We start from the raw sequence: 26,635 nt of genomic DNA, 5'->3' as shown, positions 1-26,635 counted from the left end.
CTGGTCATTCCCAGATGATATAAAAAAATCCCGCGGCATCCGCGGGATTTTTCTTTGTTAAACGGCTTTCGCCTTTTCTTCTTGTTTGCCTGTCTTTTTGTTTGTCAGTTTAATTGATTTAACAAACAGCGTGAGGATCAATCCGGCAGCGATAAAGGCCAGGCCTGTGAAAAACACGCTGTGAAGCGAATCCATCAGTGACGTTTTCAAAACCGGCACGATATGGGAAGAAAATGCGGCCGGAATCTGCTTAATCGATTCCTGGCTGAACAAGGATTGAAGCAGCCCTTCAGGATTCTTGTCAATCATACCTTTAAACTGGGCGGCAAAGGCACTTGCCTGTTTCGGCAGTGAGTCTAAGTAAGGCACCAGTCTGTCGGTTAAAAGGCTTCCTGATCTGGCATTCATGACAGCGCCGAGCACCGTAATGCCGAACGTTCCCCCGATCATCCGGAAAAATTGGCTTGAAGAGGTCACAACACCCAGCTCTTCTTTTGAAAACGTTTCTTGCAGAGCGAGCGTGAGAAGCGGCATGACGAGCCCCATTCCCAGACCGATCACGGCCATATAGCATGTAGCCGCGAGCTTGCTTGTATCCAGCTGCAAAGTCGTTAATAAGAAGAAGCCGACGGCCATGATCAGCATGCCGATCATGATTTGCGGTTTAATACCGATCTTATAAACCAGCTGGCCTCCGATAATACTTGTGATAATCATAGATACCATCATCGGCGTCATAATCGTGCCGGACGCGGTGGCGCTGACTCCGATAATTCCCTGCATAAAGAAAGGAACGAACGTAACGGCGCCGAACATGCCGATACTCATGAAAAAGCCGATCAGATTCAGTACGGTAAACGTTCTGTTTTTAAACAGGTACATTGGCAGAATCGGTTCTTTTGCTTTGATTTCAGCGAAAATGAATCCGACAATCCCGGCAAGTGCAAGCGCAAAGAGACCGAGAATCTGCCAAGAGCCCCATGCGTAATCCTTTCCTCCGAAGCTGAGCGCGAGGAGGAGGCTGACGATTCCGACGATCATTGTGAAAATGCCGGCGATGTCAAAGTTAATCGGCCCGGTCTGTTTTCTGCCTTGAAGTCCTCTTGCGATAAAGATCACGGCTAAAATTCCGACAGGCAGGTTGATATAGAAAACCCATTTCCAATTTAATGAGTCAACAATCCAGCCCCCGATTTGCGGGCCGATCACGGAAGCAAGCCCGTAAATCGCTCCGAAAAGCCCTTGGAACTTGGCACGCTGTTTCCCTGTGAACAAATCCCCGATGACGATCATAGCCATCGGCATCATGACACCGCCGCCGATTCCCTGAAGTCCGCGGAAAATAATCAGTTCCGTCATGTTGCTGGCCATTCCGCACAGTGCGGAAGCTCCCATAAAAATCAATAAACCTGATACATAGACGACGCGGCGCCCCAATAAATCTGCAAGTTTCCCCGCAATCGGAACGATCGTCGTCGAAGTTAAAAGATATGCCGTGGTCAGCCACGTCATCATGCTTAATCCCCCGAGGTCACCCACGATTTTAGGAATCGCCGTTCCTACGATGGTGCCGTCAAGGGCTGAGAAAAACATGGCGATAATTAAGCCGGTTATTAATAATGTGCGTTTTGGATCTTTCTTTTCAATGCTCATGTTTCGGCAGCTCCTCTTTTCTATTCGTTTTCTTTTTGATCAGCCGCGTATTTCTCGGCTGCTTCCGCTACTTTGCGGATGATGTTCACGGACTGAATCAGTTCATCGTCAGTCAGAACGGATAGGTTTCGCGCCAGTATCGCTTTCCGTCCTTCCACAACATCTTCGAATTTTGTTTCGCCTTTTTTGGTGAGGCTGATGTCGATGACGCGTCTGTCCTGCTGGTTATGTTTGCGGACGATAAGTCCTTTTTGTTCGAGGCGGTCGGCCATCAGCGTCACTGCGCTCGGCTTTACCTCCATGCGTTCCGCAATTTCGGAAACTTTGCAGCTCCCGTGTTTTTTCAGGCTGGCTAAAACAAATAATTGGGCAGGCGTCACCTCGTGTTTTGCCATGCTTTCCACCATTTCGGGCTGTATGTTTTGCAGCAGCGTCTGAAGAGATTTCTGGATATCAGACACATATTGATCCGCGTTTTTCATAACTCCTCCTCATCTTGTTCCTCGAGAAAATAATTAACATTAGTTAAATATAAATAAGGATTAATGACAAGTCAATCTTTTTGTGCAAAAATAAAAAAAGGATTGATGCTTGTCGAAAACATCAAATCCTTCTTCGTTTTACTGCTGGTAGGGAGACTGCTGCTGAATGGTCTGCCGGAACTTCTGATACGATTGCTGAAGCTTTTGGGTATCGGCTGCTTCAATGGAATACCAGCCATTTTGAAACATCACATCGTATAATCTTCTTTGCGCTTTTTGTGACTCATCGAAAATCGCCTGAATATCTTGATAAAGAGACTCGTGGCTGAACTCGTGCAGGGCTGTGCAATATGAAGCCGTGATGTATTTTTCCGTCGTCAGCAGCTCATTCACCAAGTCTCTGTCATTCATTTGCGCCGTATTGGGCACGGGCGTTTGCGGATTCGTGATTTTTTGGTTTTGCTGTTCCATGTATTGTCCTCCTATTGCATATAGCCTGTTGTTGTCTGTCCGCCTTGATCGGGGTTCAAGCGGCCCAATATGTGCTGATAATGCTTCTGATGCATCCGGCCGATCTGATCAAGCTCTTGTTTTAACGTCTGATTCTGGCAGTGTTCCGCCATAAAATGCGCTTTTTTCATGGCAAGCAGATTCCAGTTCAGCATGTCCTCAAGATACAAATGGTCTTTCGTTGAGATGACGGCAGGCGGCAAGTTTCCGTGCTGCTCTTGGTTGTTCATATAAACGCCTCCTTCAATTCTGTTCTTTTTAGCTTTCTCTGCGACCGGAAATTCATACACGAATAAAAGAAAAAGGAGGGAGTTCATCCTTGCTGCGGAGCATATGTTTATTTTTGTCGAAAAATAAAATGCTTACAAAATTCGCCCAGGCTTACGGAATCCGCTTCGGTGCGGGAAGGTTCGTTGCAGGGGAAACACTCACGGAAGCTGTGAAAACGGTAAAGCGGCTGAACCAAAAAGGGCTGTCGGCTTCGATTGATTATCTAGGTGAATATGCGGGTTCAGAGAAGGATGCGAGAAGGACGGCGGAAGAATGTAAAAAAGCAATCAGGGCGATTGCCGAGAATCAACTGGATTGTGAGCTGTCGCTGAAATTAACATCCATCGGTCTGGATATTTCCGAGAAGCTCGCGGAACAGCATGTCAGAGACATATTGACGGAGGCAAAAGAACGCGGCGTGCCTGTAACGATTGATATGGAGGACTATTCAAGATGCGGCCGTACGCTTGAGCTGTATAAGCGGTGCAAGCCGGATTTCCCGATGCTCGGCACCGTCATTCAGGCTTATTTGTACCGCGCAGCTGAAGACATCAGCGGTCTGATGCCATACAAGCCGCGGCTCAGGCTTGTAAAAGGCGCTTATAAAGAATCGGCGGCCGTTGCATTCCCTGATAAAAGTGCAACCGATCTTCATTTTCAGCAGCTGATTAAGCTGCAGCTTTTGAGCGGCCATGAAACGGCGGTGGCGACACATGATGATGACATCATTTCTTTTACGAAAACACTCATCAGCGAACATCAGATTCCCCGGGAGCAGTTTGAATTCCAAATGCTGTACGGCATCAGAACGGAGCGCCAGAAGGAGCTTGCCGAAGAAGGATACAGGATGAGGGTGTATGTCCCGTACGGAACCGATTGGTACGGGTACCTGATGAGAAGAATTGCCGAGCGCCCGGCAAATGCGGCATTTGTGCTGAAAGGGATCTTCAAAAAATAACGGCTGCTCCAAAAAGCAGCCGCAGCATGTTATTCCATGTTGTCTTTTTTATATTGCTGATTTTGGCTCGTCCGTTTGCCGCCGCCGTATTTTTGCTTCGGTCCCGCATTTCCTTTCATGCTGGCCGCGCTCACTGCGGCAGAAGACGGATCTTTTCTCCCTCGCACCATTCCCTTCACCTCCGGGTTTAAGTTTCCCGCCCGCGCCATGGAACATGCGGAAGCAGAAAAATTTAAAAAAATTCCATATTTGCTATTGAAGTCATCCTGAAAATCTTTTAAGATGTAAGAAGAAAAGGGTTTCATTTTTTTTGCCGAAAAAATGAATGACTATTCATTCAAAGTTCAAGGGGGATGACTCATGCACAAGTTTATAAAGAAAGCAGCCGTTCTCGGATCAGGCGTCATGGGGTCCGGAATTGCCGCGCACTTGGCTAACATCGGAATTCCCGTCCTGCTGCTTGATATTGTGCCAAACGAGCTGACAAAGGATGAGATGAAAAAAGGGCTGACATTAGAAAGCCCGGAGGTCCGCAGCAGACTGAGCCGATCGGCCATGCAAAAGCTGCTGAAGCAAAAACCGGCGCCGCTGACTTCGGCTGCCAATCTCGACTATATAACGGCGGGGAATTTGGAAGATGACGCAGCTCAATTGAAGGATGCTGATTGGATTATTGAAGTCGTCGTCGAAAATCTTGACGTAAAAAAACAGATTTTCTCACTCGTTGATGAATACCGGAAACCGGGAAGCATCGTGTCGAGCAATACGTCCGGTATCTCCGTCACAAAAATGGCGGAAGGCCGATCTGCCGATTTTAAAGCTCATTTCTTAGGAACCCATTTCTTTAATCCGGCCCGCTACTTAAAGCTTCTGGAAATCATTCCGATTCAGGAAACAGATCCTGACGTGCTGGAGTTTATGACTTCATTTGCAGAAAACACGCTCGGGAAAGGGGTCGTCATCGCAAAAGACACGCCTAACTTTATCGCCAACCGCATCGGTACGTACGGCCTGCTGGTCACGGTAAGAGAAATGCTTTCTTCCGGCTGCCGCATCGGCGAGGTGGACACGGTGACCGGGCCTTTGATCGGCAGACCGAAAAGCGCGACCTTCAGAACCCTTGACGTTGTGGGGCTAGATACTTTCGCCCATGTGGCAAAAAATGTGTATGATAAAGCCGATGGCGCTGAAAAAGACATGTTTAAGCTTCCTGAATTTATGAATGACATGCTGAAAAACAATTGGCTGGGCAGCAAATCAGGCCAAGGTTTTTACAAAAAAGAAGGTAAAACAATATATGAACTCGATCCGCTGACCATGACATACGGTGAGCGCTCGAAAATGAAGACACCCGCTTTAGAAGCCGCCAAACAGGCAAAGGGTGCCAAAGGCAAAATGAAAGCGCTTATATACTCTGATGACCGCGCCGGGCGCCTGCTTTGGAATATTACATCGCAAACACTCTTATACTCAGCCCGGCTTTTAGGTGAGATCGCTGATGATATCAAAGCAATTGATGACGCCATGAAATGGGGCTTCGGATGGGAGCTCGGACCGTTTGAGATGTGGGATGCCATCGGCGTCAGAAAATCAGCGGAGCGGCTCGAGGAAGAAGGCGCAGCACTCCCCGGCTGGGTGAAAGAAATGCTTAATCAGGGCCATGAAACATTTTATATGAAGGAAAACGGAACACCATTTTACTATTCAGACGGCCAATACAGGGCTGTGAAAGAAAATCCGAAACGGATCAGCCTGCAAACGTTAAAAGAAACAAAAGGCGTTATCACTAAAAACAGCGGAGCAAGTCTGATTGATCTCGGCGATGATGTCGCGCTGCTGGAATTTCATACGAAAAGCAACGCGATCGGCTTAGACATTATTCAGATGATTGACAATGCGCTTGAGGAAACGGAGCGGAATTATAAAGGTCTTGTCATCGGTAACCAAGGCAGACATTTCTGCGCGGGGGCAAACCTTGCGATGATTTTGATGGAAGCTCAGGATGATAACTTCATGGAAGTCGATTTTGTCATCCGCCGTTTTCAGCAGACGATGCTGAACATCAAATACAGCGCTAAACCCGTTGTCGCGGCGCCATTTGGGATGACACTCGGCGGCGGCACGGAAGTCTGTCTCCCGGCGGCACGCGTTCAGGCGGCGAGCGAATCGTATATGGGTCTTGTTGAAACCGGCGTCGGCCTTATTCCGGGCGGCGGAGGAAACAAAGAGCTGTACATGAATTATTTGGACGGCGGAAGTGAACTGATGGACGCAGCGATTAAAACCTTCGAAACAATCGCGCTTGCCAAAGTGTCCGGTTCGGCACACGAAGCCCGTGATATGAAGATTTTGTCCGCGGCAGACCGTATCAGCATGAATCAGGATCACCTGCTGCACGATGCGAAACAGCTGGCTGCTTCCTTATATGACAGCGGATACCGCCCGCCTGCCCGCAAAAAAGTGAAAGTCACCGGGGAAACCGGGTGTGCGGCATTACTGCTCGGAGCAGACCAAATGAGACGGTCGGGTTATTTATCCGATCACGATATGAAGATTGCGAAGAAGCTGGCCCATGTCATTGCCGGCGGAAGAGTCCCGTTCGGCACGGAGGTTTCAGAAGAATATTTACTCGAGATTGAAAGAGAAGCCTTTTTAAGCCTCGCTGGCGAGGCGAAATCTCAAGCGAGAATGCAGCATATGCTCGTCAAAGGCAAACCTTTACGGAACTAGGAGGGTGTTTATGAGAGAAGCAGTCATTGTGGCCGGTGCGAGAACTCCGGTCGGTAAAGCGAAAAAAGGATCGCTTGCAGCCGTTCGTCCTGATGATTTAGGAGCGCTTTGTGTAAAAGAAACGCTGAAACGGGCAGGCGGCTATGAAGGAAATATCGATGACTTAATTATCGGATGTGCAACACCTGAAGCCGAACAAGGATTAAATATGGCGCGGAATATCGGTGCGCTGGCGGGGCTTCCTCATACGGTGCCGGCCATTACGGTGAACCGCTATTGCTCTTCCGGGCTCCAATCCATCGCTTACGGTGCTGAAAAAATCATGATCGGCGCGGGTGACACCGTCATTGCGGGCGGTGCGGAATCCATGTCGCAAGTTCCGATGATGGGGCATGTGACACGGCCGAATATCGCTTTGGCGGAGCATGCGCCTGAGTATTACATGAGCATGGGGCACACAGCGGAGCAGGTAGCCGAAACGTACGGCGTATCCAGAGAAGACCAGGATGCATTTGCCGTCCGCAGCCATCAGAATGCCGCAAAAGCCCTTAAAGAAGGGAAATTCAATGACGAAATCGTGCCGGTTGAAGTATCGCTGACAGAAGTCGGTGATGACCATAAGCCGCGGAAAAAACAATTTACCTTTTCTCAAGATGAAGGCGTTCGTCCCGGCACATCGGCTGATGTCTTGGCGAAGCTCCGTCCGGCTTTTTCTAAAACGGGAACCGTGACGGCCGGGAACTCTTCACAAACAAGTGACGGCGCGGCGGCTGTCATGCTGATGGATCGCGAAAAAGCTTCGTCGCTCGGATTGGCGCCGCTTGTCAAATTCCGTTCCTTTGCCGTAGGGGGCGTTCCGCCTGAGGTAATGGGGATCGGTCCGATTGAAGCCATTCCGCGGGCGCTCAAGCTTGCCGGACTCGAATTACAGGATATCGGGCTTTTTGAATTGAATGAGGCCTTTGCTTCACAGGCCATTCAAGTCATCAGATCGCTTGGGATAGATGAAGAAAAAGTGAACGTCAACGGAGGCGCCATCGCGCTCGGACATCCGCTCGGATGCACGGGAACGAAGCTGACCCTGTCACTCATTCATGAAATGAAACGGAGAAACGAGCAATTCGGCGTGGTGACGATGTGCATCGGAGGCGGCATGGGAGCTGCCGGCGTATTTGAACTCATTTAAAAAAAGGGGGAAACGAACATGAAACAGGAAACGGTCAACGTCAAAAAAGGCGGCAGCTTTCTGATTGAAGAGACGGGATATGATCAAATATTCACTCCGGAGGACTTTACAGACGAACACAAAATGATCGGCAAAACGACAGAAGACTATGTCGTAAACGATGTGCTTCCTTATATCGATGAAATTGAAAATCATCAGTTCGAGCATTCGGTCAGACTGCTGAAAAAAGCCGGAGATCTCGGCCTCCTCGGAGCAGACGTGCCTGAAGAGTACGGCGGAATCGGCCTGGATAAAATCAGTTCAGCCTTCATTACGGAAAAGTTTTCACGTGCCGGCAGCTTTTCGCTGTCTTACGGCGCTCACGTCGGGATCGGCTCATTGCCGATCGTGTTCTTCGGAACGGAAGAACAGAAAAAAACCTATTTGCCGGACTTGGCTTCAGGACAAAGAATCGCGGCATACGCCTTAACTGAGCCCGGTTCAGGTTCAGATGCCCTCGGCGCGAAAACCACGGCTGTTTTGAATGAAGCGGGCACACACTATATTCTTAACGGAGAAAAGCAATGGATTACAAACTCCGCCTTTGCAGATGTCTTTGTCGTCTACGCTAAAGTGGACGGAGATAAGTTTTCTGCATTTATCGTAGAAAAGAACTATCCGGGCGTGTCAACGGGACCGGAAGAGAAAAAAATGGGGATTAAGGGTTCATCGACAAGAACGCTGATTTTAGATCAGGCGGAAGTCCCGAAAGAAAACCTTCTCGGCGAAATCGGAAAAGGACATGTCATCGCCTTTAATATTCTGAATATCGGGCGCTACAAGCTTGCCGTCGGCACAATCGGCGCTTCAAAACGGGTGATTGAGCTGTCTGCCGCTTATGCGAACCAGCGCCGGCAATTTAAAACGCCGATCTCAAGCTTCACGCTCACTCAGGAAAAGCTTGCGACGATGTCAGCTCGGCTTTACGCGATGGAGAGCTCTGTATACAGAACAGTGGGCTTATTCGAAGATAATATGAGCAGACTGACGGAAGAGGAGCAAAAAGACGGACGCGAAGTCGCGAAGTCAATCGCCGAGTACGCGATTGAATGCTCGCTCAACAAAATGTGCGGTTCTGAAACGCTTGATTATATTGCCGACGAAGGCGTTCAAATTCACGGCGGTTACGGATTTATGCAGGAATATGAAGTGGAGCGCGCTTATCGCGACTCAAGAATCAACAGAATTTTTGAAGGCACAAATGAAATCAACCGCCTGATCGTAACGAGCACGTTCCTGAAAAAAGCCGTAAAAGGTCAGCTGCCGCTCTTTGAAAAAGCAAAAGCGCTCCAAGAAGAACTCATGATGCTGATGCCTGAAGAGCCGGGCTCAGAACCTCTTGAACAGGAAAAATACATTGTCAGACAGGCGAAAAAGATCGCCCTCTTGACAGCGGGTCTCGCGGCGCAGAAATACGGCAAAGAGATCGAAGGCGAGCAGGAAATCATGGTGAACATTGCCGATATTGTCAGCGCGCTGTACGCTTTGGAATCAGCCGTCCTCAGAACGGAAAAAGCAATTGCGGCGGACGGTGCCGAAAAAGCCGCGCAGAAGCTGTTATATACGGAAATCTTTGCCCAGGAAGCCCTTCAGAACATTGAAGCGCACGCCAAAGAATCACTGATCGCCATGGAGGAAGGAGATTCCCTCCGGATGATGCTTTCCGTGCTGCGCAAACTGACGCGCCTGACGCCGAAAAACCTCATTCAGAAAAAACGTGAAGCGGCAGCCGCCGTCTTCCGTGAAGAAAAATATACGGTCTGATCACATGCTGAAAGCGCTCCTTCATCAGGGGCGCTTTTTCATGAAGCAACGTTATAGGTTTTTACAAGTGATTGTGTTAAAATAACGACGATCATTTACAAGGGGTGAAGAAGATGTCGTTAAATTTTTACTGGTACCCTAAATGCGGAACGTGCCGTAATGCGAAAAAATGGCTGGAAGACCGCGGTAAGGAAATAAACGAAATACATATCGCGGAGGAAACTCCGTCGAAAGAAGAAATTAAAGACCTCTATGAAAAGAGCGGTCTTGAGCTCAAAAAGTTTTTCAACACGAGCGGAATGAAATACCGCGAGCTGAACTTAAAGGAAAAACTGTACCACATGTCAGAGGATGAACAGCTTGAACTCCTGGCATCAGACGGTATGCTCCTGAAACGCCCGATTACGACAGACGGCGAAAAAGTCACTGTCGGCTTTAAAGAAGACCAATTCGAAAAATATTGGATGTAATGCCAGGTTCAAAGAATTATGGTATCTTCTTAGTATAAGAAAAAAATGGAGGGATTTAGATGAGCACACCGAAAGATATGCGTTATTCCAAAGAGCACGAATGGGTCAAAGTTGAGGACGGAAAAGCCCGCATCGGGATTACACATTTCGCGCAAGCCGAACTTGGCGACATCGTCTTTGTCGAGCTTCCGGAAGTCGGCGCCGAAATTAAAGCGGACGAGCCATTCGGCAGCGTGGAATCCGTCAAAACCGTTTCCGAACTGTACGCACCGATTAACGGAACGGTGACGGAAGTGAACGAAGACCTTGATGACAGTCCTGAATTCGTAAACGAGTCTCCGTATGAAAAAGCGTGGATGATCGTCGTGGAACCGGCTGATGCTGAAGAAATCGAAAACCTCATGACTTCCGAGCAATATGACGAAATGACACAAGAAGACTGATCGGATAGCAAAGGGGCCATTTGGACATTCTATCTGTAACGGGAGGTGTCTAAAATGGCTTTTGATAAACAAAAGGTCGATGTGACGGAGAACGTTACGGGCCGCTTTCAAAACGGCCGGTTTTCCTTATTTCATGAAAATGAAGCCATCGGCGAGATGACAGGCATGGACCAGTACGAGCTCAAACAGGGCTTTTCATTTGAAAATCAAAAATTTTATAAAACAGCCGATGTCATAAACGGCAGCGATCCGAAATATGTCGATTGCGATTATGAGAATGGCTGGTGTTAACAGTTGGCGGTGAATTTCACTGCCTTCTTTTTCAATCTGACGCTAAAACAATCGGCAGGTGACGCGCTTATGTACAACGGAGATGAAAAGGTCATTATCGTAGAAGGAAAATCTGATAAAATCAAAGTCAGGGAAGTGCTCATCGAACCCGCGGAAATCATCTGTACAAACGGGACGATCGGCCAAACCGAACTGGAAGATTTGGCGGACCGCCTGTTTGACAGAGACGTCTATATTTTAACGGACGCAGATGACTCCGGAGAAAAATTAAGAAAACAGCTGAAACGGGAGCTTCCCGAAGCGCGCCATATTTATATAGACAGAACATACAGGCAAGTCGAGTCGTGCCCGGGCCATCATCTCGCATCTGTGCTACTCAGAGCCGGCTTTGATGCTGACACTGTATTTTTGAAAAAGAACGACCTGAGGTGGTAATCATGAAAGAACTCCAAGAAAATGAACTCGAATCGATTCAGGATGACGTTTATCTCCTGTATTTGTACACCCCGTTTTGCGGCACATGCCAGCTGGCGTCCAAAATGCTTACTGTCGTCGAAGAAATGCTGCCCGGCGCCGCCTTCTATAAAAACAACGTGAATTATTCCCCCGCATTCGCCAAAGCCTATCAGATTGAAAGCGTTCCGTGCTTTTTGCTGTTTAAAGGCGGAGAGCTTGTTGAGAAAGGATACGCCTTCCGCTCCGTTTCCTATTTATATGAGCTGATTAAACAAAAAACATCGCAAACGTTCCCGATGTGACAATATTTACAGGAAAATGTCGTGCGGTTTATAAAGGGTTCTGTCCGTTAAAAAGAGAAAGTGTATGTATGGCCATTAAAACGGGAGGTTATACGAGTGGAGAAAATAGAAGTTTCAGAGAATGACGGACAGCATCTGTTTTTGAAACCGCTATTAAACGCCTCAACGCTGCTGATTACATTCCAAGGAGAAACAGAAGCCTTAACGGTCTCAATTAACGGACAGGGAGAAATGAGAAAAACGTCGGTTTCAAAGGAAAAATCTAATTTGACCTTTTACGGAAACCAGACGGAAATCATTCATCTCCTGCATGGTGATGTCTCTTTGCAAAAGCTTATCCAAAGCGGAAAACTCAAAGTGAAAGGATCATTCAGAGCTCTGCTGAAGCTGGAGGCCATCCTCTGGCTGACAAACGGATTTTTTCAGGCGATCAGTAAACGGCCGTAAACTGCCAATCTACTATGTGACAATAGCTTCCAATATTTATTTTATTGACTTTTTATCATTCGCCGTGCTATTCTACAGTAAGAATTTCCGGACGAAAATACGATATGTTTTCTCTTATCAAGAGAGGTGGAGGGAAGTGCCCTATGAAGCCCGGCAACCATCAACAATGTTGAAATGGTGCCAATTCACTCGAAGCGGTCTGCTTTGAAAGATGAGAGAAAGGCCTTTTTCAATAAGCCTTTCTGCTCATTTTTGCAGAAAGGCTTTTCTTTTGCGGAGAAACCCGGAAGATTTCTTAGAATAGTGTAAGGCGGGTGATTGCTTTGATCCATCTTCAAAATGTTTCAAAAATTTACAAAGCGAAGCATGGGGATGTCAATGCTGTCCAAGATGTCACTCTTGATATCAAAAAGGGCGAAATATTTGGAATTATAGGATATAGCGGAGCTGGTAAAAGTTCCTTAATCCGTCTCCTGAACGGCCTTGAAAAGCCGACGTCGGGAACCGTGGAAGTCGCGGGGACGGAATTAAATAAAGTAAGCAGCCGCGGGCTGAGAAAAGCGCGCCAGGAAATCAGCATGATCTTCCAGCATTTTAACCTTCTGTGGTCGCGCACCGTCCGGGAGAACATTATGTTCCCGCTGGAAATCGCCGGCGTGAAAAAAAGCGAACGGGTCCGCCGCGCTGATGAATTGATTAAACTGGTCGGATTAGAGGGGAAAGAAAAATCTTATCCGTCGCAGCTGAGCGGCGGTCAAAAGCAGCGTGTCGGCATCGCCCGGGCGCTCGCCAATAATCCGAAAGTCCTTCTGTGCGATGAAGCGACATCAGCGCTTGATCCGCAGACGACCGATTCAATTTTGGATCTTTTATCCGATATAAATGACAGACTCGGCCTGACGATCGTGCTCATTACCCATGAAATGCACGTCATCCGAAAAATCTGCAACAGAGTCGCCGTCATGGAAAACGGGAAAGTCGTTGAAGAAGGCGAAGTACTCCAAGTTTTCAGAAACCCGCGCGAACCGATGACCAAGCGTTTCGTTCAGCAGGTGACAGAACCGGAGGAGACGAAAGAAACCATCCAGCATTTTCTGCAGGAAACAGCGACAGGAAAAACGATTCAGCTTTCATTTGTCGGGCAGGCCGCCGAGCAGCCCCTCATTACGGAAATGATCCGAAACTTTGATGTGGACGTCAATATTCTGCAGGGGAAAATTTCACAGACGAAGGACGGAGCCTACGGTTCTTTATTCATTCATATTGACGGTCAGGAAAAAGAAGTAGAAAACGTGATCCGGTTCATCAAAGACAAACAGGTAGAAGCAGAGGTGATCACAAATGTTTGAAAAATGGTTCCCGAACGTTGATATAACCGAGCTGTGGACGGCCACATACGAGACCCTTTATATGACGGTCATCGCATTAGTTTTTTCATTTGTCATCGGAGCGATTCTCGGTCTTCTGCTCTTTTTAACGGGCAAGGGAAGCTTATGGGAAAATAAAATCATTAACACCGTGATTGCGGCGGTCGTTAATATTTTCAGGTCTATTCCGTTTCTTATTTTAATTATTCTGCTTCTCGGCTTTACTAAGATTTTGGTCGGATCGATTTTAGGACCGAACGCCGCATTGCCGGCGCTGATTATCGGCTCCGCGCCGTTTTACGCCCGTCTTGCGGAAATTGCGCTCCGGGAAGTCGATAAAGGAGTCATCGAAGCTGCCAGATCAATGGGAGCAAAGACATCGACGATTATCTTCAAAGTGCTGATTCCTGAATCAATGCCTGCGTTAATTTCAGGCATCACCGTTACGGCCATCGCCCTGATCGGATCTACCGCCATTGCCGGCGCCATCGGTTCAGGCGGACTCGGAAACCTTGCATATGTAGAAGGCTACCAGTCCAATAATACGGATGTAACGTTTGTAGCGACAGTATTTATACTCATCATCGTCTTTATCATTCAGATTATCGGTGATGTGATTACAAATATAATAGACAAAAGATAAGGGAGGATTTACATTGAAAAAGATTGTATTAAGTGCGCTGCTGCTTGTGTTCGCAGGAGTTTTGGCCGCCTGCGGATCAAACGGCTCAAATAAAAAGGAAATCGTCGTCGCCGCGACAAAAACACCGCATGCTGAAATCTTAAAAGAAGCGGAACCGCTCTTGAAGGAAAAAGGCTACACATTAAAAGTAAAAGTGCTGAACGATTACAAAATGTACAACAAGGCGTTAGCTGATAATGAAGTGGATGCGAACTACTTCCAGCACTTTCCTTACCTTGAACAGGAAATGAAAGAAAATAAAGATTACAAACTCGTGAATGCCGGAGCCGTTCACCTTGAGCCATTCGGAATTTACACGAAAAAATACAAATCACTGAAAGACCTGCCTAAAGGCGCGACCATCATCATGACTAACAATGTCGCTGAACAAGGCCGTATGCTGGCGATGCTTGAAAAAGCCGGACTGATCACACTTGATCCGAAGGTAAAAACGATTGAAGCCACTACGAAAAACATTACGAAAAACCCGAAAAACCTGACATTCAAAAAAATCGCCCCTGAATTAACGGCGAAAGCATATAATGAAGAAGAAGGCGATGCAGTCTTCATTAACGTCAACTATGCGATTCAAAACAAACTGAATCCGTTAAAAGATGCGATTCAAGTGGAATCAACGAAAAACAACCCGTACGCAAACATCATCGCCGTACGCAAAGGTGACGAAAAATCAGAGAAAATCAAAGCGCTTATGGAAGTGCTTCACTCTAAGAAAATCAAAGACTTTATTGAGAAAAAATACGACGGAGCCGTGCTTCCCGTATCTGAATAAAGCGAAAACCCCGGATGAATCATCCGGGGTTTTTTTCGGGTATTAATCAGAGAACTGTCCATAATAAAAAGGAAGGTTAACTTATTGGAGGGAATGGCAGTGGCTCAATACCAGGATAACGGCAAAAGCGTGCATGACGCATTGAAACAATATAAAGAAGGTTTAGGCATATTCGAGCAAAAAATGCCGATGATGGGGCGGAAGTTTAATGAATTTACTGAACAGTGTTTCTCAGCGGATTCATTAACTGAAAAAGAGAAACAATTAATCGCTCTGGGCATCAGCATCAGCGCTCAAGATGAATTTTGCATGATTTATCATACGAAGGGCTGCCTTGACCAAGGGGCGACAGAAGAAAACATCCTTGAGGTCATCGGCGTCGCGGCGGCATTCGGGGGCGGCGCGGCTCTCAGTCAGGGAGTGACCCTCGTACAGCAGTGCATTCAGGAATTCGGACATACGACGCATTAGAAAGAGCAATCGTGTGAATACCGTTTTTCAGATAAAGCGAGCGCCGGATTCCGGCACATTCGAAAGGATTCAGGGGCACACTCCCTTTGGCCGGAGCAGCGGATCATTGTTACAATAGAAACAAATAGATGAAGGGATTGATTCATTATCTGCACCAGCCACGAGAGACTGGACCTTGACTATACGCCTGAAATGGAAAAAGCGATGCAGAAGTCACACGGCATCGGCTACGAGGAATACGGACGGCGTCTTTCAAAAAGGATGGAAGTCGAACGGCAGAGGGAGCTTGAATATCAAAAAAGCAAGTTCCTCGCAGCGCAGCTTAATGAGAAAATCGGTCAGTAAAAAAGGGTGGATTTCCGCCCTTTTTCTGTTTCAAACAGCTTTAATTACGCCTTGATCTTTGATAAACTTTAGGAATGTTCCGGGTAATATAAAAAGTTGTATTTACTTTTCATTTGTTATAAAATTAGAATGAGAATAAATTGAGAATAATGATTATATATTTTGGAGGTATAGATATGGCTGCTTCAACATTAACGATCAAGGATCTTCACGTTGAAATCGAAGGAAAAGAGATCTTAAAAGGTGTAAACCTTGAAATAAAAGGCGGCGAATTCCACGCTGTCATGGGGCCGAACGGTACCGGTAAATCCACGCTTTCAGCAGCGATTATGGGACACCCGAAATACGAAGTTACAAAAGGCAGCATCACGCTTGATGGCAAGGATGTACTGGAAATGGAAGTGGACGAGCGCGCTCAGGCGGGTCTTTTCCTTGCGATGCAGTACCCAAGCGAAATCAGCGGTGTGACAAATGCCGATTTCCTTCGCTCTGCGATTAACGCCCGCCGTGAAGAAGGCGATGAAATTTCTCTTATGAAATTCATCCGCAAAATGGACGAAAACATGGAGTTCCTTGAAATGGACCCTGAAATGGCGCAGCGTTACCTGAACGAAGGTTTCTCAGGCGGGGAGAAAAAACGCAACGAAATCCTTCAGCTTATGATGATTGAGCCGAAAATCGCCATTCTTGACGAGATCGATTCAGGTCTTGATATCGATGCGCTTAAAGTCGTTTCTAAAGGAATCAACAGAATGCGCAGCGAAAACTTCGGCTGCTTAATGATCACTCACTACCAGCGCCTTCTGAACTACATTACGCCTGATGTCGTTCACGTTATGATGCAGGGACGCGTAGTGAAATCCGGCGGCGCGGAGCTTGCACAGCGCCTTGAAGCGGAAGGTTATGACTGGATTAAACAAGAACTAGGCATTGAAGACGAAACTGTAGGCCAAGAAGCGTAAGCGTTAGGGGGATAATCATGACATTGGAAACGAAACTATCCGTAGATCAGGAATATGTCAAAGGCTTTTCCGAAAAGCATCAAGAACCTGCCTGGCTGAAAAACCTGCGCTTACAGGCTCTTGAAAAAGCTGACGATCTGCCGCTGCCTAAGCCTGATAAAACAAAAATCACAAATTGGAACTTTACAAAGTTCAACAAGCATACAGTAGAAAATGCGCCGCTTGCTTCTTTAGAAGATTTAGCTGATGAAGCAAAAGCGCTGATCGATATCGAAAACGAAGACAAAACGTTATACGTGCAGCGTGACCAAACGCCCGCTTTCCTTTCTCTTTCTAAAGAATTGAAAGACAAAGGCGTCATCTTTACGGACATCTTAACGGCTGCCCGTGAGCACAGCGACCTCGTTGAGAAGTATTTCATGAAAGACGGCGTTAAGGTCGATGAACATAAACTGACTGCGCTTCATGCAGCATTAATGAACGGCGGGGCATTCCTTTATGTTCCTAAAAACGTTCAGGTGGAGACGCCTGTTCAGGCCGTTTACGTTCATGAAAGCAATGACACGGCATTGTTCAACCACGTGCTGATCGTCGCTGAAGACCACAGCTCCGTCACTTACGTTGAGAACTACATCAGCACGGTGAATCCGAAAGAAGCTGTATTCAACATTATCAGTGAAGTGGTCACAGGTGATAATGCCAGCGTGACGTACGGCGCCGTTGACAACCTGTCAGCAGGCGTCACGACATACGTCAACCGCCGCGGAGCCGCGCGCGGACGCGACAGCAGAATCGAGTGGGCGCTCGGACTGATGAACGACGGCGACACGATTTCTGAAAACACGACAAACCTCTACGGAGACGGCACATACGGCGATACGAAAACCGTAGTTGTCGGAAGAGGAGAACAGACGGAAAACTTTACGACGCAGATCATCCACTTCGGTAAGGCTTCTGAAGGCTATATCCTGAAGCACGGAGTCATGAAAGATGCCGCATCTTCCATCTTTAACGGAATCGGCAAAATCGAGCACGGCGCGTCTAAAGCAAACGCTGAACAGGAATCCCGCGTTCTGATGCTGAGTGAAAAAGCACGCGGAGATGCAAACCCGATTCTTTTAATTGATGAAGACGATGTAACTGCAGGACATGCGGCATCTGTCGGCCGTGTGGACCCGATCCAGCTTTACTACTTAATGAGCCGCGGAATTCCGAAAGAAGAAGCGGAGCGCTTAGTCATTTACGGATTCCTTGCTCCGGTGGTAAAAGAGCTTCCGATTGAAGGAGTTAAGAAACAGCTCGTCTCCGTCATCGAAAGGAAAGTAAAATAATGAATATCACCGATATTCGTGAACAGTTCCCGATCCTTCATCAGCAAGTGAACGGACATGACCTCGTGTACCTTGACAGCGCGGCGACTTCCCAGAAGCCGCGTGCTGTCATTGAAGCAGTGGATCAGTATTACAGCAAATACAATTCCAATGTCCACAGAGGCGTTCATACTCTTGGCACGAGAGCGACAGACGGCTATGAAGGTGCGCGTGAAAAAGTCCGTAAGTTTATCAATGCGAAATCAATGGCTGAGGTCATTTTCACAAAAGGCACGACAACTTCACTGAATATGGTGGCGCTGAGCTATGCCCGCGCCAGCTTAAAACCCGGTGATGAAGTGGTCATCACCCAAATGGAGCATCATGCGAATATCATTCCGTGGCAGCAGGCAGTAAAAGCAACCGGCGCGACTTTAAAATATATCCCGATGCAGGAAGACGGCACGCTTTCGTTAGACGACGTCCGGCAGACTGTCACAAGCCATACGAAGATCGTGGCAGTCGCTCATGTGTCAAACGTGCTCGGCACGATCAACCCGATTAAAGAGATCGCCAAAATCGCTCATGACAATGGCGCGGTCATCGTGGTGGACGGGGCGCAAAGCACACCGCACATGAAAATCGACGTTCAGGACTTGGATTGCGACTTCTTCGCGCTTTCTTCCCATAAAATGTGCGGCCCGACGGGAATCGGCGTGCTGTACGGCAAGAAAGAACTGCTTGAGAATATGGAGCCGGCCGAATTTGGCGGCGAAATGATCGACTTTGTAGGGCTTTATGAATCAACTTGGAAAGAGCTTCCGTGGAAATTTGAAGCAGGCACGCCGATTATCGCAGGCGCGATCGGATTGGGAGCTGCGATTGATTTTCTTGAAGAGATCGGACTCGACGAGATTTCCCGGCATGAGCATAAGCTTGCAGCCTATGCGCTTGACCGTTTCGAGCAGCTAGACGGCGTGACGGTATACGGTCCGAAAGAGCGGGCGGGACTTGTGACATTTAATCTTGATGAGGTTCACCCTCATGATGTCGCGACTGTCCTCGATGCTGAGGGCATTGCGGTCAGAGCCGGCCATCATTGCGCCCAGCCGCTCATGAAATGGCTGGATGTATCTGCTACTGCGAGAGCGAGTTTTTATCTGTATAATACAGAGGAAGAGATCGATAAGCTCGCGGAAGCCCTCCAAAAGACAAAGGAGTACTTTACAAATGTCTTTTAATGCAAATTTAGATACATTATACAGACAAGTGATCATGGATCATTACAAAAATCCGCGCAACAAAGGGGTTTTGGATGACAGCATCGTCGTCGATATGAACAACCCGACTTGCGGCGACCGGATCAGACTGACAATGAAGCTTGACGGCGATACCGTTCAGGAAGCGAAGTTTGAAGGGGAAGGATGTTCTATCTCCATGGCTTCAGCTTCCATGATGACGCAGGCGATTAAAGGAAAAGATATTGATACCGCCCTTTCCATGTCTAAGATTTTCTCAGACATGATGCAAGGGAAAGAGTATGACGACTCGATAGATCTCGGGGATATTGAAGCTCTTCAAGGCGTTTCGAAATTCCCGGCCCGGATTAAATGTGCCACCCTTTCATGGAAAGCACTTGAAAAAGGAGTCGCTGGCGAAAAAGGCGGCAATTAAAAGATTGGAGTGAAAATGGATGGCTAAAAAAATGCCTGAAATTGGTGAATACAAGTACGGTTTTCACGATAAGGACGTTTCCATTTTCCGTTCAGAGCGCGGATTGACAAAAGAAATCGTAGAAGAAATTTCACGCATGAAAGAAGAGCCTCAATGGATGCTTGATTTCCGCCTGAAATCTCTTGAGCATTTCTACAACATGCCGATGCCGCAGTGGGGCGGGGATTTAAACTCTTTAAACTTTGACGAAATTACGTATTACGTAAAGCCGTCTGAGCGTTCAGAGCGTTCTTGGGATGAAGTGCCTGAGGAAATTAAACAGACATTCGACAAACTCGGTATTCCTGAAGCTGAGCAAAAATACCTTGCCGGTGTTTCTGCACAGTACGAATCCGAAGTTGTTTACCACAATATGAAAGAAGATCTTGAAGAGCAAGGCATCGTCTTCAAAGACACAGACAGCGCGCTGAAAGAAAATGAAGACATTTTCCGCGAGCACTGGGCGAAAGTCATTCCGCCGACTGATAACAAGTTTGCGGCGCTGAACTCAGCTGTTTGGTCCGGCGGATCTTTCATCTACGTGCCTAAAGGCGTGAAGGTTGAAACACCGCTTCAAGCTTACTTCCGCATCAACTCTGAAAACATGGGTCAGTTCGAACGTACGCTGATCATCGTTGACGAAGAAGCAAGCGTTCATTACGTAGAGGGCTGTACGGCTCCTGTGTACACAACAAACTCGCTTCACAGCGCGGTTGTTGAAATCATCGTCAAAAAAGGCGGCTACTGCCGTTATACAACAATTCAAAACTGGGCGAACAACGTTTACAACCTAGTAACGAAACGTACGGTTTGTGAAGAAAACGCGACGATGGAATGGGTTGACGGAAACATCGGTTCTAAATTGACGATGAAATATCCGGCTGTCATTCTGAAAGGTGAAGGCGCGCGCGGAATGACGCTTTCTATCGCTCTTGCGGGTAAAGGACAGCATCAGGACGCAGGCGCGAAAATGATTCACCTTGCACCGAATACGTCATCCACAATCGTATCAAAATCGATTTCGAAACAGGGCGGAAAAGTAACATACCGCGGTATCGTCCACTTCGGACGGAAAGCGGACGGCGCCCGTTCAAACATCGAGTGTGATACGCTCATTATGGATAACAAATCAACTTCTGATACAATCCCTTACAATGAAATCCTGAACGACAACATTTCATTGGAGCACGAAGCGAAAGTATCAAAAGTTTCTGAAGAACAGCTTTTCTACTTGATGAGCCGCGGTATTTCTGAAGAAGAAGCAACAGAAATGATCGTTATGGGCTTCATCGAGCCGTTCACAAAAGAACTCCCGATGGAATACGCAGTTGAAATGAACCGTTTGATTAAATTCGAAATGGAAGGCTCCATCGGTTAATAGTAAAACCCCGCCATATGGCGGGGTTTTTTTGTTTATTGAATAGTGAAATTACCGTATTCGCTTGACCGGACATGAATCGGCCCGTTTAAATTGTAGTTCTTCTCTTTGACAATATCGCGGAAAACGTCGACACGGGCAACCGATTCTCTCCATTCATCCTGGGTGTCCTCATCTGACGGATTCATCAGATCGTCATAGCGCACATCCAAGAATTTATTGAGCCATTTCTTCTCGTCAGTTCCGTCTTTCGGTGACCCGCCCATTTTTTTGTTCGTGCGTTTAATCAGGGCATAAAAGGAGTCTGGATCATCGCCGTCGCCATGCTGAATCACCGTATCGTACATCACTGCTTTTGCCAAGGCCGTTTTCAGTCCGGCATTTTCTGAACGTTCCATCGCCGGCTGATAATACAAGCTGTCATTTACCTTATCCTGGGCAGCGCGGAAGGCTTTATCATTGCCAAGTGAGCGCCAGGCAGAAGCGAATCCTTTCAAATTGCTGATGTCATCGCTTTCGTCCTTCGCAAGACGCCGCAATTCAGGCAAATACTTTTTCAATTTGTTATTCGGCACCGCTTTCGTGTATACTTCGACTACTTCCAGCGCATCTCCGGTAGCCGTCGTAAAGCCGGCCCGCCCGCAAGTGTAACCTCTTCCGTCATCCAACGCTTCAACATATCCGTATTGGATTTCCGTCTTTCCGTTTTCAAAGATGCTGGTCAGCTGTTCCGCCCGGCGCTTCTGATCCTTATTCAGCCCGGCCGCTAAAACCGTACCGCTCATCATCAGGGTAAAAAACATGGTGAAAATAAGTGACGAAACCGCCGTCTTCTTCCAAAAATCTGCTTTTTTCTTCAAGCTGATTTTCATTGCCATACCCCTTTCATATGTAAGTTACGCACTCAGTATACATGAGAGGGTTGTTTTTTTGTTGAAAACACACGAATTTGTCAATATTTTGAATCCTAAGCCCTATCAGGCGCTTCATAAAAAGAACGCACCTTCATCAGACAGACAATCCCGTTCTCGCATCATTCTCATCTGTAACATAGTCAACGCGGAGAAATCCGCATTGTACAGCCTGCTGATAAAGGGCTTCGAGCATATCCGGATCTTTGCAATATAACGTTACATACGAGCAATCTGCAATGAGAAGCACAAGCTCACAGGAACTCTCCAAATACTCCTCGTACGTATTGATTTCCGTTACCATCCCGCCCGGGAAAGCTTTCAATTCAGCAAAAATCATATAATAAGGGTTTCCTTCCAGACGCTGACGGAGTTCTTGACCCTGAATGATGCGCTGATTTTGCGGAAACAGGTCTGTATCGGTGTCTTCTTTGAATTCAGTATACGCCTCTCCATCACCGATAAACCACGTATAGGAAGAGATGGGGAACTGTTGTCATATATCTGCCGCAAACCGTCCGAATTGATTTGGGATGTCAAATGTAATGCCGCGTTTCATAATAAAATGAGGATATCGAATAACTAATGACTGACTATTTCGAAATTAAATCCATAGGAACTTTATTTTATTACTGTAAAATTGCTATAATAATAGCTAATATATTTCTAAATTGGAGGACTATTGTTATGAAGGGGAAAAAGATCATTATTTGTTTATTGGTCATCTGTATTATTTTCATAATCAGTTTGTTTTTTATTAAGAATAATGAAACTCCTGATTCAGCGAAAAAATTTAATACTGAACATGAAGCTTTACAGTATGCTAAACAAGAATCACCTTATATCACTGATTTTATATATGAAACAAAGGAAATTGACAATGAAAAAGTTGTGATATACAAATTTGAAGAAAATAAACAAATGGGTGTAGGAACAGGAACATTGGCATGGAAAGATAAAAAAGTTATATGGGTAAAGAATGGAAATGGTGTAGCGCTTAAAAATCAGAATAATAAGACAGATATTTCATTTGATGTAAAGTCGTATTCAGGTAAAAAATATAAGTTATATGCTGGATTTAACAAAACGAAAAATCTGAAAATTGAAACTCAGACAGATAACAATGTAACCCCTCATGTGGATAAGAAATCTGGAATATATTATTTGTTAATTCCTAGTATAAATTAATCTTACCAATTTTACAAAAAATATACTATCATGGTAATATTTTAATATGTTATAAAAATAAGGAGGGTCTATATGAAAAAGAAAGTTACGCTTTTGATTGCAGTTTTCGTGGTGTTTTTGATGATTTTTGGAAATCCATCGAAAGGATTCGCTGTCGAGCAATATACTATTAATCTATCTGATTCAAATGTAGAAAAATTTTATGATGAGGAACAAGGTGCAGTAATCGCACCATTCAAAGCGTCAGAACATGGGCTTGTACCTGTTTCAAAAGACGAATATGAAAAAACGACTGAAATAAAAGAAAACGAAAATTTAGAGAATGAGTTTGTTGTTTCTGAGGAAAGTAATGACGAATTAGAATTTAAGCCCTATGCTGATGTTGATCTTAGATATTGGAGATATAAAGAAAAATCAGCCACTAAATATTATGGAGACCCTATTAAAGTTTCAGCAACAATTAAGTGTACTACATCATCGTGCAGAGTAGATAAACAGACGCAAGCTACTGTATCTAAGTCTTACAGTGTTAATGCTTCATCAGAAATACAAGCTATAAACTATGGAGCTAGTTTTAATTTTACGTCAGCAAAATCTTATTCTACTACATATTCCTTTACGCTCAAAAAAGGCCAATCTGGATATATAGCCTTTAAACCATACAAAAGAAAGTCTACAGGTACCCTAACGCAGTATTCTACAATGCATGGTAAAATCAGCAGTAAATCAGCCTATGGAAGATCAGCGATTAAAATGAAAACTGGAGAAGCTGATGGATACTATACTTTTGTTTTTACTAAAAAATAGTATGATAGATCAGTTTATATAGTGGAAGGATAATAGTGAAATGCCTTTATCCTCTCAATTTTTATTTTTTTAAAGGACGGGGCTTGATACTTAGCCGCGTTCTTTGATGTTCTCTTTTGTTCTTGATCTGTATATACGTTGACTATGACTTTTGAATTGATACTGGCTGCTGTTTGAAAGCTTGCGATTGTCGTTTTAGGGTCTGTGTTTTCTTCACATCCATGATGATTTACGTTTAAGACACCACCTTTTCTCTATTGATAGTGATGGGATCTTTGATAGGTGAGCGAAGAGATTGGTCGACCTTCTGCTTTTTCATATGGGAGCAAAAGGTCGAAGCAAAGCGCTCTATTTGTTAAAATAAATAAGACAAAACAGATAGAAAAGGTGTTACACATGAAGTCTTATATAATTATTGGGGGCGGCATTCTCGGTGCGTCCGCGGCTTATCATCTCGCAAAGGCCGGGGCGGATGTAACGGTCATTGACCGGAAGCACCTGGGGCAGGCGACTGACGCCGCGGCGGGGATCGTCTGCCCGTGGCTGTCACAGCGCCGCAATCAGGCATGGTATGCGATCGCAAAAGGCGGAGCCCGCTATTATAACCAATTGATACAGCAGCTTGAAGCGGACGGAGAAACAGAAACCGGTTATCAAAAGGTCGGAGCCGTCAGCCTCCATACGGATGAAAAAAAGCTCAGCCAAATGGAGGAAAGAGCTTATAAAAGAAGAGAGGACGCCCCTGAAATCGGTGACATTACAAGACTGACTCCGGAAGAAACGAAGGCGCTGTTCCCCGCGCTGTCGGAGGAATACGGGGCGGTTCATGTCAGCGGCGCGGCCCGGGTGAACGGGAGGGCGCTTCGTAAGGCGCTGTTAAACGCGGCCGTTAAGCACGGCGCGATTGTTTACAATGAAGAAGCGTCAATATTGACAGAGGACGGTGCCGTCATCGGTGTGAAAACCGCAGAACGCACGCTTACTGCCGACCAGGTTCTCGTAACGGCCGGCGCTTGGGCGAGAGAGCTGCTTGAGCCGCTCGGCATCCGCTTTTCAGTATCATACCAAAAGGCACAGATCGTTCATTTAGAGCTTCAGGGAGAGGAGACGGGCGGCTGGCCCGTCGTCATGCCTCCAAACGATCAATACATTCTCGCCTTTGACAGCGGCAGAATCATAGCGGGCGCGACTCATGAAAACGATACCGGCATGGATTTGCGGGTGACGGCCGGCGGTCTCCGCGAGATTTTTGACAAAGCATTAACCGTGGCGCCGGGGCTTTCAGACAGTACTATGATAGAGACAAGAGTCGGTTTCAGGCCGTTTACTCCCGGTTTTCTTCCCGTCATCGGCAAAGTGCCGAATATCAGCGGACTCCTCGTTGCCAACGGGCTGGGCGCCTCAGGGCTGACGAGCGGGCCGTATCTGGGGGCTGAACTGGCGAAACTCGCGCTCGGGCAGCAGACGGAAATTGATGTAAGCCTTTATGATCCGTCCGGGGCGCTTGAATAAAAAATAGCTTTTGGCGCATTCTTATGATAGGATGGAGCTTTAATGAATAAGAGGACGTGACCCATTTGATAAAAATAAACCTTCCTGCTCCTGATGTAACCATTACGGAACGGCAGCAGTCACCGTCGGAGAATGAACCGGCGATTAAAGCGATTTACGGTTTCATTGATTTTCACCAAATTCCGAGAGACAAAGGCGGCATCTTTATGTTTTATAACATTCATGATGAGCTGCTGTTTGTCGGGAAGGCCCGTAAATTAAGACAAAGAATCAAAAAGCATTTTGAAGACAATGTGTCGCCTGTTAAACATCACAGGGACGAAGTGTATAAAATTGAAGTATGTGTCGTAAATGATCCGATGGAAAGGGAGATTTACGAAACTTACGCGATCAATACCCTTCAGTCGAAATACAACATTGAGAAAGTATTTTATAAATAAGAAAAACCGGAGCTTAAGGGCTCCGGTTTTCTTTATGTTTACAGTGCCAGCCACATCACGGCAATATGCACGATTAGCAGACAGTAAACGATGAGGAATAGCTGGACGACCTTTTTTCTGAATAACATGCAGATCATCATGAGCACGGGAAAAATCAGGACGCCGGCCGTTTTATTGATTGATGTATTCGGACGGTTCGACACGTCATAGTGAATGGCCATATCAGCAGGAAGAAACGGATAAAACACAATCGACAGAATAAAGGCGAGAACCACAGCTCCCCACAGCACTTTATCATTCATCAAAAACATATGAACACTCCCTTTTTTTTAGTGTGAAAAATTTCATTAGTTTCAGTATTTATCTTATGGGTGTTTCCGATCAGGTGATCGCTGATATTAAAAAGTCATCGCGGGATTATTTTAAAGAGTTGAAAGCGGCGGTCTACAGCGGCGATTATGAGAAAGTGAACAGCGTCATTGATCAAGGTTCGCAGATTATGAGAAAGTGCTGAAAGAAGAGTTTGACAAAAAGAGCATGGACAAAGGAAAATCAACGGCCATCGGCCAATGCGCAACGGCTGTATGGGTATTTTTAAACGCGGCGGCCGCCATTGAGACGATCGCTCTTGCGGTAGCGGCCATCATTTTGACAGTAGCAAGCGTTGACGAAGATTCCGACTTAGGAAAAGAGCAGCTCATCGCTAATGTCGTTGACCGCATTAACGCGCAGCACTGAAGCTGAAGAAAGAAAACGCT

General features: G+C 46.4%; 33 protein-coding genes, 1 pseudogene and 1 riboswitch. Of the genes and pseudogenes, 26 read left to right on the top strand and 8 right to left on the bottom strand.

The window, feature by feature from the left end:
- Positions 1-57 precede the first annotated feature (57 nt).
- The 4 genes from NYE28_RS17150 to NYE28_RS17135 all read right to left on the bottom strand — a co-directional run bounded on the left by NYE28_RS17150 (position 58) and on the right by NYE28_RS17135 (position 2,875).
- Complete coding sequence (locus NYE28_RS17150; RefSeq protein WP_007410079.1) at positions 58-1,653, bottom strand: MDR family MFS transporter; 1,596 nt, start codon at positions 1,651-1,653, stop codon at positions 58-60.
- Positions 1,654-1,673: 20 nt separating this feature from the next.
- On the bottom strand, positions 1,674-2,135 hold the full coding sequence (locus tag NYE28_RS17145) for a MarR family transcriptional regulator (protein WP_003151828.1): 462 nt from the start codon (positions 2,133-2,135) through the stop codon (positions 1,674-1,676).
- A 138-nt stretch (positions 2,136-2,273) separates the two neighbouring features.
- Positions 2,274-2,606, bottom strand: a complete 333-nt coding sequence (locus tag NYE28_RS17140; protein ID WP_003151830.1) for a spore coat protein — start codon at positions 2,604-2,606, stop codon at positions 2,274-2,276.
- Between the two features lie 11 nt (positions 2,607-2,617).
- Positions 2,618-2,875 (bottom strand): hypothetical protein, encoded by a 258-nt coding sequence (locus tag NYE28_RS17135; RefSeq protein WP_015418171.1) that lies wholly within the window; start codon positions 2,873-2,875, stop codon positions 2,618-2,620.
- 89 nt (positions 2,876-2,964) lie between these two features.
- On the opposite strand from NYE28_RS17135, the gene NYE28_RS17130 reads away from it, so the two are divergent.
- Positions 2,965-3,873, top strand: a complete 909-nt coding sequence (locus NYE28_RS17130) for a proline dehydrogenase (RefSeq protein WP_038459767.1) — start codon at positions 2,965-2,967, stop codon at positions 3,871-3,873.
- Between the two features lie 29 nt (positions 3,874-3,902).
- On the opposite strand, the gene NYE28_RS17125 is transcribed toward NYE28_RS17130, so the two are convergent.
- On the bottom strand, positions 3,903-4,043 hold the full coding sequence (locus NYE28_RS17125; protein WP_003151836.1) for a YuzL family protein: 141 nt from the start codon (positions 4,041-4,043) through the stop codon (positions 3,903-3,905).
- A gap of 190 nt (positions 4,044-4,233) precedes the next feature.
- Here NYE28_RS17125 and NYE28_RS17120 point away from each other — a divergent pair, with 190 nt between their 5' ends.
- From NYE28_RS17120 to sufB, 19 genes are all read left to right on the top strand, one after another.
- Positions 4,234-6,603 (top strand): 3-hydroxyacyl-CoA dehydrogenase/enoyl-CoA hydratase family protein, encoded by a 2,370-nt coding sequence (locus NYE28_RS17120; RefSeq protein ID WP_038464257.1) that lies wholly within the window; start codon positions 4,234-4,236, stop codon positions 6,601-6,603.
- Positions 6,604-6,613: 10 nt separating this feature from the next.
- On the top strand, positions 6,614-7,789 hold the full coding sequence (locus NYE28_RS17115) for an acetyl-CoA C-acetyltransferase (protein WP_003151841.1): 1,176 nt from the start codon (positions 6,614-6,616) through the stop codon (positions 7,787-7,789).
- A gap of 18 nt (positions 7,790-7,807) precedes the next feature.
- Positions 7,808-9,592, top strand: coding sequence for an acyl-CoA dehydrogenase family protein (locus tag NYE28_RS17110; RefSeq protein ID WP_007613612.1), 1,785 nt, complete (start codon positions 7,808-7,810; stop codon positions 9,590-9,592).
- Positions 9,593-9,705: 113 nt separating this feature from the next.
- A complete protein-coding gene (locus NYE28_RS17105) occupies positions 9,706-10,062 on the top strand; it encodes an arsenate reductase family protein (RefSeq protein ID WP_003151843.1) in 357 nt (118 codons plus the stop codon).
- 59 nt (positions 10,063-10,121) lie between these two features.
- Positions 10,122-10,505 carry a glycine cleavage system protein GcvH gene (gcvH, locus tag NYE28_RS17100; RefSeq protein WP_003151844.1) on the top strand — a complete coding sequence of 128 codons (384 nt, stop codon included), beginning with the start codon at positions 10,122-10,124 and terminating at the stop codon, positions 10,503-10,505.
- 54 nt (positions 10,506-10,559) lie between these two features.
- Positions 10,560-10,796, top strand: coding sequence for a YusG family protein (locus NYE28_RS17095; RefSeq protein ID WP_003151845.1), 237 nt, complete (start codon positions 10,560-10,562; stop codon positions 10,794-10,796).
- Positions 10,797-10,865: 69 nt separating this feature from the next.
- Positions 10,866-11,231 carry a toprim domain-containing protein gene (locus NYE28_RS17090; RefSeq protein WP_081211918.1) on the top strand — a complete coding sequence of 122 codons (366 nt, stop codon included), beginning with the start codon at positions 10,866-10,868 and terminating at the stop codon, positions 11,229-11,231.
- Between the two features lie 2 nt (positions 11,232-11,233).
- Positions 11,234-11,554: a thioredoxin family protein gene (locus NYE28_RS17085; protein ID WP_003151847.1), complete on the top strand. Its 321-nt coding sequence runs from the start codon at positions 11,234-11,236 to the stop codon at positions 11,552-11,554.
- Between the two features lie 96 nt (positions 11,555-11,650).
- Complete coding sequence (locus tag NYE28_RS17080; RefSeq protein ID WP_007410085.1) at positions 11,651-12,001, top strand: SCP2 sterol-binding domain-containing protein; 351 nt, start codon at positions 11,651-11,653, stop codon at positions 11,999-12,001.
- A gap of 111 nt (positions 12,002-12,112) precedes the next feature.
- Positions 12,113-12,219: riboswitch (SAM riboswitch) on the top strand.
- 105 nt (positions 12,220-12,324) lie between these two features.
- Positions 12,325-13,350 carry a methionine ABC transporter ATP-binding protein MetN gene (metN, locus tag NYE28_RS17075; RefSeq protein ID WP_003151850.1) on the top strand — a complete coding sequence of 342 codons (1,026 nt, stop codon included), beginning with the start codon at positions 12,325-12,327 and terminating at the stop codon, positions 13,348-13,350.
- Positions 13,343-14,011 carry a methionine ABC transporter permease gene (locus NYE28_RS17070; RefSeq protein WP_012118383.1) on the top strand — a complete coding sequence of 223 codons (669 nt, stop codon included), beginning with the start codon at positions 13,343-13,345 and terminating at the stop codon, positions 14,009-14,011. Before metN ends, NYE28_RS17070 begins: the two co-directional genes overlap by 8 nt.
- A gap of 13 nt (positions 14,012-14,024) precedes the next feature.
- Positions 14,025-14,840: a methionine ABC transporter substrate-binding lipoprotein MetQ gene (gene metQ / locus NYE28_RS17065; protein WP_342490178.1), complete on the top strand. Its 816-nt coding sequence runs from the start codon at positions 14,025-14,027 to the stop codon at positions 14,838-14,840.
- Positions 14,841-14,924: 84 nt separating this feature from the next.
- Positions 14,925-15,311, top strand: coding sequence for a carboxymuconolactone decarboxylase family protein (locus tag NYE28_RS17060; protein WP_088056427.1), 387 nt, complete (start codon positions 14,925-14,927; stop codon positions 15,309-15,311).
- 192 nt (positions 15,312-15,503) lie between these two features.
- Positions 15,504-15,656, top strand: coding sequence for a hypothetical protein (locus NYE28_RS17055; protein ID WP_003151857.1), 153 nt, complete (start codon positions 15,504-15,506; stop codon positions 15,654-15,656).
- Between the two features lie 176 nt (positions 15,657-15,832).
- A complete protein-coding gene (sufC, locus tag NYE28_RS17050) occupies positions 15,833-16,618 on the top strand; it encodes a Fe-S cluster assembly ATPase SufC (RefSeq protein WP_003327022.1) in 786 nt (261 codons plus the stop codon).
- A 17-nt stretch (positions 16,619-16,635) separates the two neighbouring features.
- Positions 16,636-17,949 carry a Fe-S cluster assembly protein SufD gene (sufD, locus tag NYE28_RS17045; RefSeq protein ID WP_015240539.1) on the top strand — a complete coding sequence of 438 codons (1,314 nt, stop codon included), beginning with the start codon at positions 16,636-16,638 and terminating at the stop codon, positions 17,947-17,949.
- Positions 17,949-19,169, top strand: a complete 1,221-nt coding sequence (gene sufS / locus NYE28_RS17040; RefSeq protein ID WP_007410089.1) for a cysteine desulfurase SufS — start codon at positions 17,949-17,951, stop codon at positions 19,167-19,169. The genes sufD and sufS overlap by 1 nt, the downstream gene beginning before the upstream one ends.
- Positions 19,159-19,602, top strand: a complete 444-nt coding sequence (sufU, locus tag NYE28_RS17035) for a Fe-S cluster assembly sulfur transfer protein SufU (RefSeq protein WP_003151877.1) — start codon at positions 19,159-19,161, stop codon at positions 19,600-19,602. Before sufS ends, sufU begins: the two co-directional genes overlap by 11 nt.
- Before the next feature lie 19 nt (positions 19,603-19,621).
- Entirely contained in the window at positions 19,622-21,019 is a 1,398-nt protein-coding gene (sufB, locus tag NYE28_RS17030; RefSeq protein ID WP_007410090.1) for a Fe-S cluster assembly protein SufB, read from the top strand.
- 35 nt (positions 21,020-21,054) lie between these two features.
- Here sufB and csn read toward each other — a convergent pair whose 3' ends face one another.
- A complete protein-coding gene (gene csn, locus NYE28_RS17025; RefSeq protein WP_015240537.1) occupies positions 21,055-21,891 on the bottom strand; it encodes a chitosanase in 837 nt (278 codons plus the stop codon).
- A gap of 136 nt (positions 21,892-22,027) precedes the next feature.
- Positions 22,028-22,489, bottom strand: a pseudogene (locus NYE28_RS17020) (DUF2691 family protein).
- A 128-nt stretch (positions 22,490-22,617) separates the two neighbouring features.
- Between NYE28_RS17020 and NYE28_RS17015 the strand changes: the two are divergent.
- The 4 genes from NYE28_RS17015 to NYE28_RS17000 all read left to right on the top strand — a co-directional run bounded on the left by NYE28_RS17015 (position 22,618) and on the right by NYE28_RS17000 (position 25,877).
- Positions 22,618-23,118, top strand: coding sequence for a hypothetical protein (locus tag NYE28_RS17015; protein ID WP_015240535.1), 501 nt, complete (start codon positions 22,618-22,620; stop codon positions 23,116-23,118).
- A 72-nt stretch (positions 23,119-23,190) separates the two neighbouring features.
- A complete protein-coding gene (locus tag NYE28_RS17010; protein ID WP_015240534.1) occupies positions 23,191-23,925 on the top strand; it encodes a hypothetical protein in 735 nt (244 codons plus the stop codon).
- Positions 23,926-24,321: 396 nt separating this feature from the next.
- Entirely contained in the window at positions 24,322-25,437 is a 1,116-nt protein-coding gene (locus NYE28_RS17005; protein WP_337681184.1) for an FAD-binding oxidoreductase, read from the top strand.
- Positions 25,438-25,502: 65 nt separating this feature from the next.
- Positions 25,503-25,877: a nucleotide excision repair endonuclease gene (locus NYE28_RS17000; RefSeq protein ID WP_007410094.1), complete on the top strand. Its 375-nt coding sequence runs from the start codon at positions 25,503-25,505 to the stop codon at positions 25,875-25,877.
- Positions 25,878-25,915: 38 nt separating this feature from the next.
- Here the strand turns inward: NYE28_RS17000 and NYE28_RS16995 are convergent, their stop codons facing one another.
- A complete protein-coding gene (locus NYE28_RS16995; protein WP_015240532.1) occupies positions 25,916-26,188 on the bottom strand; it encodes a DUF1648 domain-containing protein in 273 nt (90 codons plus the stop codon).
- 74 nt (positions 26,189-26,262) lie between these two features.
- Here NYE28_RS16995 and NYE28_RS16990 point away from each other — a divergent pair, with 74 nt between their 5' ends.
- Together NYE28_RS16990 and NYE28_RS16985 are read left to right on the top strand one after the other, a co-directional pair.
- Positions 26,263-26,391 carry a hypothetical protein gene (locus NYE28_RS16990; protein WP_337681185.1) on the top strand — a complete coding sequence of 43 codons (129 nt, stop codon included), beginning with the start codon at positions 26,263-26,265 and terminating at the stop codon, positions 26,389-26,391.
- Positions 26,385-26,615, top strand: coding sequence for a hypothetical protein (locus NYE28_RS16985; RefSeq protein WP_231102349.1), 231 nt, complete (start codon positions 26,385-26,387; stop codon positions 26,613-26,615). The genes NYE28_RS16990 and NYE28_RS16985 overlap by 7 nt, the downstream gene beginning before the upstream one ends.
- Positions 26,616-26,635: the final 20 nt, after the last annotated feature.

This window comes from Bacillus sp. FSL R5-0443, from assembly GCF_038608285.1.
Lineage (GTDB): Bacteria > Bacillota > Bacilli > Bacillales > Bacillaceae > Bacillus > Bacillus velezensis.
The sequence above is the reverse complement of the archived record's forward strand: the minus strand, read 5'-3'. Positions and strand labels throughout refer to the sequence as shown.

What these genes read in the sequence shown, in the direction of transcription:
- NYE28_RS17140 (WP_003151830.1), bottom strand. Translation starts at nt 2,606, where the DNA reads ATGGAACAGCAAAACCAAAAAATCACGAATCCGCAAACGCCCGTGCCC.
- NYE28_RS16995 (WP_015240532.1), bottom strand. Translation starts at nt 26,188, where the DNA reads ATGTTTTTGATGAATGATAAAGTGCTGTGGGGAGCTGTGGTTCTCGCC.
- NYE28_RS17120 (WP_038464257.1), top strand. Translation starts at nt 4,234, where the DNA reads ATGCACAAGTTTATAAAGAAAGCAGCCGTTCTCGGATCAGGCGTCATG.
- NYE28_RS17010 (WP_015240534.1), top strand. Translation starts at nt 23,191, where the DNA reads ATGAAAAAGAAAGTTACGCTTTTGATTGCAGTTTTCGTGGTGTTTTTG.
- NYE28_RS17055 (WP_003151857.1), top strand. Translation starts at nt 15,504, where the DNA reads ATGGAAAAAGCGATGCAGAAGTCACACGGCATCGGCTACGAGGAATAC.
- NYE28_RS17150 (WP_007410079.1), bottom strand. Translation starts at nt 1,653, where the DNA reads ATGAGCATTGAAAAGAAAGATCCAAAACGCACATTATTAATAACCGGC.
- NYE28_RS17125 (WP_003151836.1), bottom strand. Translation starts at nt 4,043, where the DNA reads ATGGTGCGAGGGAGAAAAGATCCGTCTTCTGCCGCAGTGAGCGCGGCC.
- NYE28_RS17095 (WP_003151845.1), top strand. Translation starts at nt 10,560, where the DNA reads ATGGCTTTTGATAAACAAAAGGTCGATGTGACGGAGAACGTTACGGGC.
- sufU (WP_003151877.1), top strand. Translation starts at nt 19,159, where the DNA reads ATGTCTTTTAATGCAAATTTAGATACATTATACAGACAAGTGATCATG.
- sufB (WP_007410090.1), top strand. Translation starts at nt 19,622, where the DNA reads ATGGCTAAAAAAATGCCTGAAATTGGTGAATACAAGTACGGTTTTCAC.
- NYE28_RS17135 (WP_015418171.1), bottom strand. Translation starts at nt 2,875, where the DNA reads ATGAACAACCAAGAGCAGCACGGAAACTTGCCGCCTGCCGTCATCTCA.
- NYE28_RS17070 (WP_012118383.1), top strand. Translation starts at nt 13,343, where the DNA reads ATGTTTGAAAAATGGTTCCCGAACGTTGATATAACCGAGCTGTGGACG.
- NYE28_RS17015 (WP_015240535.1), top strand. Translation starts at nt 22,618, where the DNA reads ATGAAGGGGAAAAAGATCATTATTTGTTTATTGGTCATCTGTATTATT.
- sufC (WP_003327022.1), top strand. Translation starts at nt 15,833, where the DNA reads ATGGCTGCTTCAACATTAACGATCAAGGATCTTCACGTTGAAATCGAA.
- NYE28_RS17090 (WP_081211918.1), top strand. Translation starts at nt 10,866, where the DNA reads ATGTACAACGGAGATGAAAAGGTCATTATCGTAGAAGGAAAATCTGAT.
- gcvH (WP_003151844.1), top strand. Translation starts at nt 10,122, where the DNA reads ATGAGCACACCGAAAGATATGCGTTATTCCAAAGAGCACGAATGGGTC.
- sufS (WP_007410089.1), top strand. Translation starts at nt 17,949, where the DNA reads ATGAATATCACCGATATTCGTGAACAGTTCCCGATCCTTCATCAGCAA.
- csn (WP_015240537.1), bottom strand. Translation starts at nt 21,891, where the DNA reads ATGAAAATCAGCTTGAAGAAAAAAGCAGATTTTTGGAAGAAGACGGCG.
- NYE28_RS17105 (WP_003151843.1), top strand. Translation starts at nt 9,706, where the DNA reads ATGTCGTTAAATTTTTACTGGTACCCTAAATGCGGAACGTGCCGTAAT.
- sufD (WP_015240539.1), top strand. Translation starts at nt 16,636, where the DNA reads ATGACATTGGAAACGAAACTATCCGTAGATCAGGAATATGTCAAAGGC.
- NYE28_RS17005 (WP_337681184.1), top strand. Translation starts at nt 24,322, where the DNA reads ATGAAGTCTTATATAATTATTGGGGGCGGCATTCTCGGTGCGTCCGCG.
- NYE28_RS17145 (WP_003151828.1), bottom strand. Translation starts at nt 2,135, where the DNA reads ATGAAAAACGCGGATCAATATGTGTCTGATATCCAGAAATCTCTTCAG.
- NYE28_RS17115 (WP_003151841.1), top strand. Translation starts at nt 6,614, where the DNA reads ATGAGAGAAGCAGTCATTGTGGCCGGTGCGAGAACTCCGGTCGGTAAA.
- NYE28_RS17085 (WP_003151847.1), top strand. Translation starts at nt 11,234, where the DNA reads ATGAAAGAACTCCAAGAAAATGAACTCGAATCGATTCAGGATGACGTT.
- NYE28_RS17110 (WP_007613612.1), top strand. Translation starts at nt 7,808, where the DNA reads ATGAAACAGGAAACGGTCAACGTCAAAAAAGGCGGCAGCTTTCTGATT.